Raw genomic sequence first — 12,103 nt, 5'->3', positions numbered from 1 at the left:
AAAGCTGATCGGCTGGAATATAGCCGCGGGAAAGCTGTTTAACATTTTCATAATTCAAGATACAGTGCTCACTGCAATCTTCAGGACTTTATCATCGACATGAAAAATAGCAATGCGGTAATTGCCGATATGACCAGTTCGATGGGCGGCCAAATTAATCCCGCTATGGTTATTGTGAACCTGCAGACAGGTTTTGCAGGACAACCCGTCTTTTTTGCCAATAAGCTGCCCTATTATTGTCGATGGCGTAAAAGTGATCATAAAAGTCAGACGGCACAAAGCGGGCTCCCTAGCCCCGATAGAAGCGGAAATCCTTCTGCGCCGGAATCCGGCGCAGAATATTACTTCGTCAGTTCGTTATCGCTCATGTGCGGCGGATAGCTTGGACAGCTCAAAAAAATATAAAAAAACAAAACAACTGCCCCATCCAAAGCCTTGACCGGTTTTTGTTTTTTTCCTAATTTTATCCTATGGCCCCAAGAGAGATAAAACGTTATTTTGAAGCCTTCCCGTCTCCAAAGGAGGCGCTGTGGAAGCCGTGGGCCAGAATAACCGATTCGGAGCTTTTTCTCAAGAGCTGCTACTCGGCCATAAACAATTACAAAGGCCCAATTGATAGTTGCCCGGCATTCTGGAACCAGAAGGATTTTATATGAATATAAGGGAAAAACTACAGGGAGCGCAAAATCAAAACCAGAATCCGCGACCGGAGACAGTAAGGCAGGAACCCTAAAACGGAAAAAGCCGGCGGCTTTGTGAGATCCAGCCGAAGACGCAGATCATTAAACGCCTGAACCTGATTTGGAATAACGGGGCTTCACGTAGTGGCTAGAAAAATAAAAAATTGAGATGCATAGAGAAAAAAGCCAGACAGCCCTTGATATGGGCCGCACCATGAAGAATCTTATCGAAGAATATTACAGCTGCGAAAAAACTGCGCCTCAGGGCATCCCCTCGGCAAGCTATTTTGCAGAAAAGCTTGGCATGGATTATGAATATTTTGAAGACCTGATCTTTAAGCAGAACGGCTTATCCGCAGAAGGCTTCATATCTTTAGAGCTTGCCCGCAGGGCCAGATTAAAACTTTTTGACACTTCAAGATCCATTGCTTTTACCGCCTCCGAACTGGGCTTTAAAAGCACAAGCGGGTTTGAGCGTTTCTTCAAGAGACAGACCGGATTCACGCCCTTTAAGTACAGGGAAATAATAAAAAAGAATTTTACAGGAAGGCGCTGAAAAATCAGCCCTGCATTTCAGTCAATAAATCCCAGTCCTGCTCTTTAATTTCACTATAATCATGGCTGCCGGCTTTAAATAGCATACCCTGACCGGGAAAACAGGGCTAAAGAGCTGCGGGCAAAGGCTTCTTCCTGCTGCTGCAGAAAGCATTAATTCAGTAAAAAAGATCCATCTAATTGCGTAAATTTGCACATCTTGTAAAAAAACCAGACGGATTGTTTTTTTCCACAGACCCGATGCCAGACCCGTATAATGGAGACCATGCTGCTGCTTTGTTATCTGGATCTTGTCTCTTTAAATGAGCTTACAGACTAGAGCAGCCTTAATAAACCAGACAGAAATTATTCCTAGGCATCGGGCAGGTTTCTATATATTCTGGGGCGCTTTTATAAATTAACTTTCAAATAAGGAAAGATTTTTACAGGTCTTTTTTATTCCACTCCCGGGTCAGGACATCATAAAGCAGTTCTTTTAGCCTCTGGAACGAGCTGGGCTTCACAGCATAAATATCAGCTCCCAAAGCATAGCAGATCTTGATGTTTTCTGGCGTGCTGCTGGTGGAGAGCATGACCACTCTCCATCCTTGGAGAACCCCACCTGCATTTCTTAACTGGAATTCCATGCTAAGTTAGCACATGCGGCTGCCGGAAAGAACAAAATGAAGAAGTCTGAATAAAAAAAGCAGCAGACAGCAACTGGCTGGCATCCCACAGCGGGCACCCGAAACGCGCCTGCCTTTTCGAGGATAAAAAATTTTACCGGAAAAGGACGATCACAGGGCTGTAAAAACCCCCTCGGGACCTTCATGAGATTCTTCTTGTGCAGAAAATGGAAAAATGGCCCGCGCAGCACCGCAGGGATAAAATAAACGGACAGCGTCCCGAACCCGGCACCATTTACATACAATTAAACAGCCCGCATCTGAACTGCGGTGCTGTCTTCTGTAAGGATCCCAGCCTTTTCAGGTAAGAATGAACCCTTTCTTATCTCTTGCAAATGCGCTCCAGTCGATCATAAAAACAGCCCACAGCAGCTTTTTAAGCTCCTGAAACGTGGCGGGCTTCACGGCATAGAGATCCGCCCCCAGCGCGTAGGAAAGCTCAATGTTTTCAGGATTCCTGCTTGTGGAGAGCATAATTACCTTAAGGCAGCCAAAAGGCCCCTCTGCGCCTTTTATCTGCCTTAGGCATTCAAACCCGTTTTTTCCGGGCATGTTGATATCTAAAAACAGCAGCTCGGGCATCTGCGCCCCGCTCCCCGAAAGGCACTGCAGAAGCTGCCCTCCGTCGGCGGCCTGTCCAACGGTAATATTCAGATCAAGCTCATCCACTGCATCGAGAAAGAGCAGCCTGTCATCCTCGTCGTCATCGGCATGGAAAATAAACTTATGGAAATTCTGGGGCTCAGACATCGTTTTCAAATTTAGGGCAGTTCAATTAAGGGCAAATGAATCTGCAAAAGTTATACTAAAAAATTAATACAATCCTTGTAATGGGTAAACGATAGAAATATGTCCGCATGCGGCTGGTGAACTGCAAATATAGGGCTAATTTTTCAGAAAATCGCTGCAAATGATGCAAATCTGCAGAGCCTGCCAAAATCCAGCGTATGGCGCCTTTGAATGCAGGAACAGTTAACCTGCGGGTCCAGCGGCAGTAAAAATTACATTTTTCCCCTGCCATAGTATGCCGCTATTGCCGCAAAACTTTCTTCCAAAATTTTAGCCCCGATTGCTTCGCCAGTTCGCTTCGCTCGTGTGCAGTGGAAATACTATGCGCCGGGCGTTCCGGCGCATAGATTGCAACGGATAGCGGGAAAAAGCTCCTAAAAACACACAGTCAAATCCCAAACCCCGGCCTAGTCCCCTTGAAGAGAGACCGCATCTTCAATATGCTCCGCACTAATAAAGGCGGCAATATGCTGCCGGGCATCATTTCTCTTTTCTGCACCAGTCTCAAATGCATTGATGTCAAACTTGGACCATTAAAAGTTTGCCATGGCCATATCAGAAATAGTAGAACAAGCCTCTCACAGGTATTTGCCCCTTCCTGAAAGAAAATGGAAATATTTCCAGCAGTGGGACGATACCTTTTTTTTGCATTGGAGCGTTAAGCCAGAACTCATATCGGAACTGCTTCCGACAGGTTTGGTGCTGGACACTTTTCAAGACAAAGCTTGGATATCACTGGTGGCTTTTGATGTTCATAAAATGAGAATGCATTATATCCCTCGTATTCCCTACATATCCAATTTTAAGGAAATAAATGTTCGGACCTATGTGCTGAATAATGGAATCAAAGGTATTTACATGCTTTCCATAGAAACTAACAAAATTATTGAAGTTTTACTCACCCGAACATTTTTAGAATTGCCCTATAGGAAGTCCTACATCAAAAAATCCATAAATACTTTATTTTCTTCGAATGGCGTGAAGAATTACAAGCTTTTATTCAGCTATAAAAAAATAGGAATTCCAATTATAAAAACGCCGCTGGATTACTGGTTAAACAGAACGACATTGCTTGTACAATGCCACCGGAAATAAACTTTTCCGCCATGACATACATCATAAAGAATGGAATCTAGAAGAAATTGACATTCCTATTACTGAAATAAATTATAATTTCAACAGCATTTCTTTAAATAAACATCCAGAAAAGCTTCATTATTGCCAATCTATCGATGTTCTTTTATGGAGCAGGAAAAGAATTTTATAAATTAGAAATTACGGATTGTAGAGAGCTCTTCCTTGTTTCGTCTATCTGATTGCATTTTAAGGAATCTGAATTCTGTAATGAATAGCGGGCAATGTATAAAGACGGAATTTAATGAACTGCAATACTGTTATGTAAAATACTCTGCCAAAAGAAAATTCCCCGTAAATACGGCTTTGCGTAAAGGCTACTGCAGATCATGGGTAATAATTTTGAATATTTCCTGCTGCTGCCCTTCCATTGATTTTAGCTTGTTGGAGCTCCAGCTCTCTCCGATGTTCGGGATCAATAAGTCGTCTGGTTTAGGAATTTTTGAATCAATTCAATTGCCCCTTGCGGATGGCTCATATGCGGGCAGTGTTCAGTAGCATTCATTTTCTCAAATGTGCTTCCCTTTATTTTTCCGTGGATGTAATGCCCGACTTCTTCCGGGGCAATGCGCGGGCACTGCAGCCGCGACATTGTTAAATTGGAAAGGTCTTCCCTGCTGCCAATAAAAAACGCATTTTTACAGTCTTCTCTCTGCCTGTTATTTTCGCCGGCATATCCAGCGCATAAATAGCGCTTTCAGGCCGCAAGAATTGGCAGATAGATCCAAAAAACTGTTCCTTTTCCCGGCATGCTTGTAAAATTGATAGTCCCGTTATGATTCTCGACAATGCGCTTGCATAAGGCCAGCCCTATGCCATTGCCGCTGTACTGGCCCTTTTGGTGCAGACGCTGGAACATATCAAAGATTCGGGCAGAATACTCGCTGTCCATTCCAATTCCATTATCTTCAATTGAAATTAGATAAAAATCACCGCAAGGGGCTGCAGGATCAAAGGCAGTGTCGCTTTTATCTGAAATTATACGGCTGGAAATGTTCACTTCGGGCTTGAGCGCATTAAATTTCAGCGCATTATTTATCAGATTGTAAAACAGCTGGCGCAGCTGGGTTTCAATCCCGGTAACAACCGGAAGCCCATTTAAGTTTACAACGGCTTTTTTTTCTTCAATAATCAGACTCAGGTCCTCTAGAGCTTGAGCTGCAACATCATTAAGATCGGCCTCTTTAATAAATTTATCATGATTGTTTACACGGGAATAATTAAGAACATCTGAAATCAAATTTGATAGCCTGCCGGCCGCCAGCGTAATTTTATCAAAATAATAAAGCGTTTTCTGCCCTTCGGTTAAATGTTCTGCCGCCCTTGAGATCATGATCATGATTTTTCGAAGCGGCTCCTGCAGATCGTGGCTTGTTATAAAAGCGAACTGTTCCAGCTCCTTATTTTTAAATTTAAGTTTTGAGTTTGCGCTTTGCAGTTCAAGCTGCATCTTTCGAAGCTCCGAATTATCCTTTAAAGCTTCAACAATCATTTTCTGGGCATTGTTATTTATAAAATAGATAAGCCAGCTCTTAAAAGAGCCGTCTTCCGACTTATTCGGCATAATGGAAACATTATGCCAGATATAAATGCCATCTTTTTTAATTCGGATTTCAGCAGAAAAATCTCTTCTGTTTTTTTTAACATTCTTCCATCCTTCCAATATCGGATGCACATCATCATGATGTATAAATGCCCCAAGGTTTTTTTTGTCAAAAATGGCTAGGGGGGTTTTCAGATAAGCTTTGAATGCATGGTTTGATAACAGAACAGTGCTTCTGTCGTTGACAATGCAGATCAAAACGGGAATTGTATCCACGAGATTTCTGTATTGGTTTTCACTTTCGCCCAGCTTTTCTGAAAGTGCTGCAAGCTCGATATTTTTTTTTCTGATTTCATCATAAGCCGAAATCGGCGGCTCATATTTAAAGTAATCTGCCAGAGCATTTATTTTTGCATCTGAAAGAAGCCCCGGCGAAGAAACCTGATGGCTTAATATGGTTTTTGACTGGCCGCCGGCATAACTGTATCCTATGCTGCCTGATAATTTATCAGCATATTTGTAAGCTTCTGGATTGCATCCCCTGAGATCAACCTGATCGGTAAGCACCGCCTGTATTTCTTTGCGGCCTGCTTTGATGGTATTGATTCCCAAAACAAGCACAGAATTTTTTCCGCTGGCAATTGAGCATCTTGCCACTTCTGAAACTGCAGTGGAAAACCGGGTCTGCGACGCTATGGGCAGGCCGCACATTTCAGCAATTTTCATTGAACGCTTATGAGCCAGTATGAGGTCCATTTCATTGTCAAGACTAATTTTTACAATTTCCTCCATAAAGCTTTAAATTATTTTTCCAACCAATATTGCGGCATCATCGGTTCCTCTCACATTATCCTTATACAAGGCCGAAGCTATAATTCCCGGACTCTGTTTAATTATGGAAGCCAGATCATTAAGATGCAGTCCCGTACGCAGTCCGTCACTGTGCATTATAATAATCTGATGTTTTTGATAAGGGTCGATGGTGCCCTTTATAGTCCGTGGAATATTATGGCCTATAATGCCATTATATGGCGTATAGGTTTTGCTGTCGAGCCCGTTATAGATCCGCGTATTGATATTGCCTATGCCGCAGATATTCCAAGTTTGCGCCTCATAATCGGCAATGGCAACAGTAGCTACAAGCCCCCTGCCTTTTTTAACGTGCTGATGAACATGGCGCAGCACTGCCGCAGGATCAGTTTCTGCGCATTGCTTAAAAGCTTTGACTGCCTGTTCAACTGCTTCGCGGGCCTTTACCCCATGGCCTAATCCGTCTCCAAAAAAAATCTGAAAGCCTTTTCTGGAATATTTGATATGGTATCCGTCTCCGCATACCCGTTCGCCCGGATAAGTTACACTGAGCCCTGCTATATCCAATCCTGCATTTGAGTTGGGGAATGCAGCATCGGCTTTATCGCAAATCTTAATGTATTGGACGGTTCCCCAGCCGCGTAAGGAATAGATCTGAAAATCATTGCTTAATCTTTTAATGGCGCCCATGCCCTGTCCCAATGTGCTGGAGGTGTAATAGCCGTCTTTCATTATTTTGGCAAGATTATCAATGCCACTTCCTTTATCAAGACAGTATATTTCTATCACATTGCAGCTTCCATTGTGATGCGCCCTGTAAAGCAGATCGCCCCCGCCAGCATATTTGATAAGATTAGAAGCGAGTTCTGCGATAATAATGTCAGTTTCCGCCGCCCTGTGCGGCTTGAAGCCTAACTGAAGCGCTAAGTTGTGTATCTCCCTTTTAATTAAAGCGATAAGACTCCTATCGTCAATTTTATAAACGCAAAAAGCACTATCCATTTTTCCATTTTATTATAGTTACGGTTGTGCCGTTTCCCAATTCTGTCTGAATATCAAATTCATTCACCAGCCTTTTTGTGCCAGGAAGGCCAAGCCCCAAACTTTTTCCGGTGCTGTAGCCGTCCTGCATGGCCAGATTTATATCTTTTATCCCTGGCCCTTTATCAATAAAAACCACACGGACACCGAAATCCCGTCCATTGGTTACAGATTCTATGATAACCCTTCCTCCTCCCCCATATTGAAGAAGATTGCGGACAAGCTCGCTTGTGGCAGTGATCAGTTTGGTCTGGTTTAAAATACCCATTCCAATTTTTACGCCGTATTCCTTCACGAGGTTGCGCAACGGAACTACATCCTGCTCTTTTGCTATAAACAGTTCTTCTTTATCGGCTGCTGTCGTCATATGCCTGCTCCTCCTTATCGCCATTGTACATTTTCGCGCGAAGCAAATCCATGCCTTTTTCAACATTTAGGGCGCTTATAACACCATTTAAAGACAGTCCAAGTTCAACAAGCGTAATAGCGACAGCGGGCTGCATGCCGACCACAACAGTCTGTGCGTCCATAATTTTTGACATTACGGCAATGTTTCCTAAAATTCTTCCCATAAAGGAATCGATAATGGAAACCGCCGATATATCAATCAAAACGCCTTTTGAATTATTCTTTTTGATAGCATTTATTAAATCAGATTCAAGATTTTCAGCCAATTGGTCATACAGATCGACCTGTATGGTAACCAGCAGAAAATCTCCCATCTTGAGTATTGGAATTCTTTCCATTTCAGTGATCTTAATTCGTAATTTTTCTTTTCACAACTGTGAGCTGAAGCATATCAAAGGCTGTTTGAAGTGCGCTTGCCAATGAAGCCTTAGTAATAATGCCCGTAAGATCAATTCCTAAATGAACCACCGTCTGAGCAATTTCAGGGCGTATGCCGCTTATAATGCATTCTGCACCCATTAGCCGTGTTGCACTTACAGTTTTTATAAGATGCTGCGCTACCAGGGAATCTACTGCCGGCACGCCTGAAATGTCAAGTATGGCGATCGAACTTCCCGTATCCACAATCTGCTGCAATAAATTTTCCATTACCACCTGGGTTCTGGAACTGTCCAGCGTGCCAATGATAGGAAGCGCCACAATACCATCCCAGACGCGGATTACAGGAGTCGAAATCTCGCTGATCTCATCAATCTGCCTTGAAATGACTTCTTCCCGCCCTTTCATACAGGATTCAAAAGTCAGTATTGCCATATTATCAAGAAGTTTGCTCAACTCTAAATTAGCGCTGTACAATTTTGAAGGATCAGACTCCATTTCTGAAAGAATTTTAGAAGCCGCTTCCTTAAAAGCAATGAGGTATTGGGCATTTTCACGAGGCGAAAAACCGCGTCTGCCCCTCGAACTTGAAATTCCGACCAGCAGATCGTAAACATTTTCGAATTCGTCTGAATCCGCATTTCCATTTGAATGCTTTAAAGCATCCAGCAGAAGGGAAACGAACTCCTTTGATTCTTCTTCTTCCGTTGAACCGTCAGTAGAACCGCTAGCTTGTAAAAGCTGGGACCATTCGGCCAATAATTTGTTTTGGTGCTCTTTCAAGCTTGCCAGGAGACTGTTCTGCATTTGCTGTGATATTTGGATTCCCGTAAATGTAGACAATTAAATCCATCAAATTACCGAATTCAGAAAATACGTGCAAAATTATCCACCTTTAATCAATTTGCATGTGATAAATGGCAACCCGCAAAAGGAGAAAAATGCCCCAAACGCGAGAATGCCCGAAAATTGGCTGCGGAACACCCCCCTTTAAAAAGAACGGCAGTAAAAAATTAATTTTTAAAAATAATAAGGTGAATGCAGATACACCTGAAAACTACCCTTGGATGAGGAGAATTTCCAGAACGAAAACTCGGTCAATAAAGGACAGCAGAAAGGTTCTTCCCGTATGATTCCCGATGAGGCGACCTGCTTTAGATTATTAATTCTGACAGAAATTACAAGGATAACAAATCAATATCTTAGGGCTGCTTCAAAATTTACCCGGAACTATCGGACATCAGAGGCCGCTGCAGACAGATATCCGGATGCCAACTGTACGCCCAGCTTGTGGCTTTCCAATATCTGCTTTAAATTGCATGTTGTTTCAATTCTCTATAGTATAATTTAAACTGCCCGTTGGAAGAATAAGCTTGAACCATTCCGTCATCAAAATCTCTGGTGAGATAATCCTTAAAGTATCTGTCGAAATCTTCGAGCACCTGCGGCACTATGAAAATTCTCATTGTGCCACCCCTCAAAGTGGTAAAGTCTGGATAGTTAGCTTTATTCTTTTTCGCAATTTCATACGTCATGCTTCATAAATTATGTGCAGACAATATGCTGGAATACTCCCGCAATGTTTTCTATAGAATTAATATTGTGCTGCAGTGCTTAATAAATTATTGCAGGTGCAAATATGCCGCTTACCGATTTAGCGGCAATAAATTTAAAAATTAGTTTTATATCAGCCTAAATTTATCCGTAATTTTTTGCAGCTTCCGGTGCACTGCACGACATCTTCTAAAATGCTTTCAAACGCACTGGCTTTCAATGTCATACTTATTGGCTTGCAAATAGGGGGCCGGACCACCGAGTGGCCAATATGGATCTGGCCGCCGCCCCTTTTATGCTGATGCTTGACTCTTACTTTTTCTTGCTGACTTTATATTTACAGAAAGGATTACAGCTGCCGCCTCTGCAGACCGGATATTTTGCAGCAGCCCAGGGACTGGGTTTTGGGAGCTAAAGGTTCAATTAACATTTTTTTTTAGGCTGGTTTGCCTTACAAATAACCCAGCCCCCACTTTTAAAAAAGATATCTTTCTGCTGTTGGAGGCAGTGAGGAATTAATTTCCAAGGGCAGGTAAATGCTGAAAACAGCGCCCTTTAGCGAACTGCCCTGCGCGCTTATAGCCCCATGGTGGTTATCGACAATTTTTTTGCATATGGAAAGGCCGATACCCGTGCCTTCAAACTGTGATTTGGAATGAAGCCTTTGAAAAACCCCGAAAATCTTATCCGCTTCTTCAGGAAGAAAACCGATCCCGTTATCGGAGACCGTAATTTTGACATAATCAGCTTCAGCGATAAGGTGATTGCTTAGTTTTTCCGCTTTATCGGCCTTGGCAGCGGTAATTTTAATGACCGGAGTGCATCCTTCCCGCTGGAATTTTAGTGCGTTGCCGATAAGATTGCCCAGCAGCTGGCTTAACTGCAGCGGCTGTCCGGGAATTTCCGGAATATCTGAAATCTCCAAAACGGCCCCCTTTTCTTCTATCAGCAGTTCGAAGTCTGCCAGAATTTCCACGATGATCTGATTGAGATCCACCATTGAAAAGGAACCTGCAGCTTTATTAAGCTGAGAGAATGCAAGGACATCCTGCACCAGCGACTGCATCCGGGCAGCGGATTGCCCGATCTTTCTCAGGTGTTCCTGGGACCTGCTGTCCAGCATAGGGCCTGCCTTGTCCTGGAGCATCTGAGAGAAAATACTGATTTTCCGAAGCGGCTCCTGCAGGTCATGAGAGGCTATGTAGGCGAACTGCGCCAGATCCGCGTTAGAGCGTGCCAGGTTTTCATTTGCCTCTACCAGCATTTCAGTTCTGACTTTTATCAGTTCTTCAACCCTCTGGCGTGCCAAGACCTGTTCGGTAACATTATTGGAAATGGCAATAACGCCCAGCACCTCGCCGCTGCCGTCCCTGTAAGGTTCATAAATAAAGTTCTGGTACACAACCTCTGGAGTTCCGAAACGTATAAGATGCACAGGCATTTCACTGGCCGTGAAGGTTTCGCCGGTTTTAAACACCTGGTCCAGAAGGCCCTCCAGCCCCTGCTCCCTTGCATCGGGCAGTCCTTCAAAGATTGGCCTCTGCATTACCTCTTGCCTGTCTTTTCCCCAGAGATTGACCATATGCTCGTTGGCTATCTCCACTGTATGGGAAGGCCCAAGCATCAGGCACATGGAGACAGGCGCCTGCATGATCAGGCTGCGGAAATTCTCCTGGCTCTGTGCCATCTTAAGCTTGGCGATATTAAGGTCAGTAACATCTGCAGCGGTATTCATCACCCCGTATACCCTGCCCTTATCGTCAAAAAGCGGCGTAAAGCTGTAATTGAAATAAAAGGTCTGCAGTTTTCCGTCCCTCTGCAGGTCAACCCGCTGGTTTTTGGCATGATAAGGCTCCCCGGAATTATAAACCTGCTGCAGAAGCGGGTAGATTTCCTGGCTTTCCAGTTCGGGAAGCACCTCAAAATAGGTTTTTCCAACCAGGTCCCCCCCTTTTCCCCAGGCATCAATAATGGACTGGTTTAGCATCCTGATGCGCATCTGTGGCCCTTCATAGACTCCGATTGGAAACGGAGCGGCATCAATGAGCGAACGCAGCTCATGGGCATGGTCTTCATGCTCAGAGCATACCGCGGCCACGCCTTCGACCACAGGGCCGTTGCCAAACACCGGAGTGTAATTAAATACGCATAATCTGCCGTTAAGGAAAATCTTTTCCTGCATCGGAAACTGGCCTTCTTGGATAGACTGCAGCGCGGTGTGCATTATCTTTGTAACGGAAGGCCCAAAAAGGCTCCACAGACCGGCGCTCTGCGGCCCTGGCTGCCCTTGACTGGGACGGTCGCTGGGAAAATTCTCAAGGCCGGAGTCATTGCAGAACTGCAGGTGATCCTTTCCCCACCATACAAACATAGGCAGTTTAGAGCACAGCAGCATACACAGGATGCTGCGCAGAGCGGCAGGCCACTGCCCCGGAGGCCCTAATCTGCTCTGGCTCCAGTCGGCCTTTCTCAGGGCGTCCCCCATCGCAGTTTTGGGCACAAAATAGAATTCGTCGTTTAATGGGGATTGGTCTTGAATCATAAAG

14 protein-coding genes are annotated in these 12,103 nt (G+C 44.1%); 5 read left to right on the top strand and 9 right to left on the bottom strand.

Going from position 1 to position 12,103, the window contains the following annotated elements:
- Nucleotides 1-99: 99 nt before the first annotated feature.
- The 3 genes from ACWA1F_RS13960 to ACWA1F_RS13950 all read left to right on the top strand — a co-directional run bounded on the left by ACWA1F_RS13960 (nt 100) and on the right by ACWA1F_RS13950 (nt 1,236).
- Nucleotides 100-381 (top strand): hypothetical protein, encoded by a 282-nt coding sequence (locus ACWA1F_RS13960; RefSeq protein ID WP_306157260.1) that lies wholly within the window; start codon nt 100-102, stop codon nt 379-381.
- Between the two features lie 89 nt (nt 382-470).
- The gene (locus ACWA1F_RS13955) at nt 471-656 is read left to right on the top strand and encodes a DUF6965 family protein (protein ID WP_371878214.1); all 186 of its coding nucleotides are present in this window, start codon (nt 471-473) and stop codon (nt 654-656) included.
- Between the two features lie 193 nt (nt 657-849).
- Complete coding sequence (locus tag ACWA1F_RS13950; RefSeq protein ID WP_306157261.1) at nt 850-1,236, top strand: helix-turn-helix domain-containing protein; 387 nt, start codon at nt 850-852, stop codon at nt 1,234-1,236.
- Between the two features lie 421 nt (nt 1,237-1,657).
- Here the strand turns inward: ACWA1F_RS13950 and ACWA1F_RS13945 are convergent, their stop codons facing one another.
- A complete protein-coding gene (locus ACWA1F_RS13945) occupies nt 1,658-1,861 on the bottom strand; it encodes a response regulator (protein WP_306157263.1) in 204 nt (67 codons plus the stop codon).
- Between the two features lie 339 nt (nt 1,862-2,200).
- Entirely contained in the window at nt 2,201-2,650 is a 450-nt protein-coding gene (locus ACWA1F_RS13940) for a response regulator (protein ID WP_306157265.1), read from the bottom strand.
- A gap of 585 nt (nt 2,651-3,235) precedes the next feature.
- Between ACWA1F_RS13940 and ACWA1F_RS13935 the strand changes: the two genes are divergently transcribed.
- Nucleotides 3,236-3,784, top strand: coding sequence for a DUF2071 domain-containing protein (locus ACWA1F_RS13935; protein WP_306157267.1), 549 nt, complete (start codon nt 3,236-3,238; stop codon nt 3,782-3,784).
- Entirely contained in the window at nt 3,762-3,956 is a 195-nt protein-coding gene (locus ACWA1F_RS13930; RefSeq protein WP_371878215.1) for a hypothetical protein, read from the top strand. The genes ACWA1F_RS13935 and ACWA1F_RS13930 overlap by 23 nt, the downstream gene beginning before the upstream one ends.
- A 564-nt stretch (nt 3,957-4,520) precedes the next feature.
- Here the strand turns inward: ACWA1F_RS13930 and ACWA1F_RS13925 are convergent.
- The 7 genes from ACWA1F_RS13925 to ACWA1F_RS13895 all read right to left on the bottom strand — a co-directional run bounded on the left by ACWA1F_RS13925 (nt 4,521) and on the right by ACWA1F_RS13895 (nt 12,099).
- Nucleotides 4,521-6,158 (bottom strand): sensor histidine kinase, encoded by a 1,638-nt coding sequence (locus ACWA1F_RS13925; protein WP_306157269.1) that lies wholly within the window; start codon nt 6,156-6,158, stop codon nt 4,521-4,523.
- Between the two features lie 6 nt (nt 6,159-6,164).
- A complete protein-coding gene (locus tag ACWA1F_RS13920) occupies nt 6,165-7,178 on the bottom strand; it encodes a SpoIIE family protein phosphatase (protein WP_306157272.1) in 1,014 nt (337 codons plus the stop codon).
- On the bottom strand, nt 7,171-7,584 hold the full coding sequence (locus tag ACWA1F_RS13915) for an anti-sigma regulatory factor (protein WP_306157274.1): 414 nt from the start codon (nt 7,582-7,584) through the stop codon (nt 7,171-7,173). Before ACWA1F_RS13915 ends, ACWA1F_RS13920 begins: the two co-directional genes overlap by 8 nt.
- The gene (locus ACWA1F_RS13910) at nt 7,565-7,963 is read right to left on the bottom strand and encodes an STAS domain-containing protein (RefSeq protein ID WP_306157276.1); all 399 of its coding nucleotides are present in this window, start codon (nt 7,961-7,963) and stop codon (nt 7,565-7,567) included. The genes ACWA1F_RS13915 and ACWA1F_RS13910 overlap by 20 nt, the downstream gene beginning before the upstream one ends.
- A gap of 10 nt (nt 7,964-7,973) precedes the next feature.
- Nucleotides 7,974-8,810, bottom strand: coding sequence for an STAS domain-containing protein (locus ACWA1F_RS13905; protein ID WP_306157278.1), 837 nt, complete (start codon nt 8,808-8,810; stop codon nt 7,974-7,976).
- 503 nt (nt 8,811-9,313) lie between these two features.
- Nucleotides 9,314-9,538: a hypothetical protein gene (locus tag ACWA1F_RS13900; RefSeq protein ID WP_125721161.1), complete on the bottom strand. Its 225-nt coding sequence runs from the start codon at nt 9,536-9,538 to the stop codon at nt 9,314-9,316.
- Nucleotides 9,539-10,032: 494 nt separating this feature from the next.
- Nucleotides 10,033-12,099, bottom strand: a complete 2,067-nt coding sequence (locus ACWA1F_RS13895) for a sensor histidine kinase (protein ID WP_306157282.1) — start codon at nt 12,097-12,099, stop codon at nt 10,033-10,035.
- Between the last annotated feature and the right edge of the window lie 4 nt (nt 12,100-12,103).

The sequence above is a fragment of the Flavobacterium erigeronis genome (genome assembly GCF_054075165.1).
Note: the sequence above shows the minus strand (reverse complement) of the source record. Positions and strands in the feature narration are given on the sequence as shown.

What these genes read in the sequence shown, in the direction of transcription:
- ACWA1F_RS13925 (WP_306157269.1), bottom strand. Translation starts at nt 6,158, where the DNA reads ATGGAGGAAATTGTAAAAATTAGTCTTGACAATGAAATGGACCTCATA.
- ACWA1F_RS13905 (WP_306157278.1), bottom strand. Translation starts at nt 8,810, where the DNA reads ATGCAGAACAGTCTCCTGGCAAGCTTGAAAGAGCACCAAAACAAATTA.
- ACWA1F_RS13920 (WP_306157272.1), bottom strand. Translation starts at nt 7,178, where the DNA reads ATGGATAGTGCTTTTTGCGTTTATAAAATTGACGATAGGAGTCTTATC.
- ACWA1F_RS13950 (WP_306157261.1), top strand. Translation starts at nt 850, where the DNA reads ATGCATAGAGAAAAAAGCCAGACAGCCCTTGATATGGGCCGCACCATG.
- ACWA1F_RS13960 (WP_306157260.1), top strand. Translation starts at nt 100, where the DNA reads ATGAAAAATAGCAATGCGGTAATTGCCGATATGACCAGTTCGATGGGC.
- ACWA1F_RS13900 (WP_125721161.1), bottom strand. Translation starts at nt 9,538, where the DNA reads ATGACGTATGAAATTGCGAAAAAGAATAAAGCTAACTATCCAGACTTT.
- ACWA1F_RS13910 (WP_306157276.1), bottom strand. Translation starts at nt 7,963, where the DNA reads ATGGAAAGAATTCCAATACTCAAGATGGGAGATTTTCTGCTGGTTACC.
- ACWA1F_RS13940 (WP_306157265.1), bottom strand. Translation starts at nt 2,650, where the DNA reads ATGTCTGAGCCCCAGAATTTCCATAAGTTTATTTTCCATGCCGATGAC.
- ACWA1F_RS13915 (WP_306157274.1), bottom strand. Translation starts at nt 7,584, where the DNA reads ATGACGACAGCAGCCGATAAAGAAGAACTGTTTATAGCAAAAGAGCAG.
- ACWA1F_RS13935 (WP_306157267.1), top strand. Translation starts at nt 3,236, where the DNA reads ATGGCCATATCAGAAATAGTAGAACAAGCCTCTCACAGGTATTTGCCC.
- ACWA1F_RS13945 (WP_306157263.1), bottom strand. Translation starts at nt 1,861, where the DNA reads ATGGAATTCCAGTTAAGAAATGCAGGTGGGGTTCTCCAAGGATGGAGA.
- ACWA1F_RS13955 (WP_371878214.1), top strand. Translation starts at nt 471, where the DNA reads ATGGCCCCAAGAGAGATAAAACGTTATTTTGAAGCCTTCCCGTCTCCA.
- ACWA1F_RS13895 (WP_306157282.1), bottom strand. Translation starts at nt 12,099, where the DNA reads ATGATTCAAGACCAATCCCCATTAAACGACGAATTCTATTTTGTGCCC.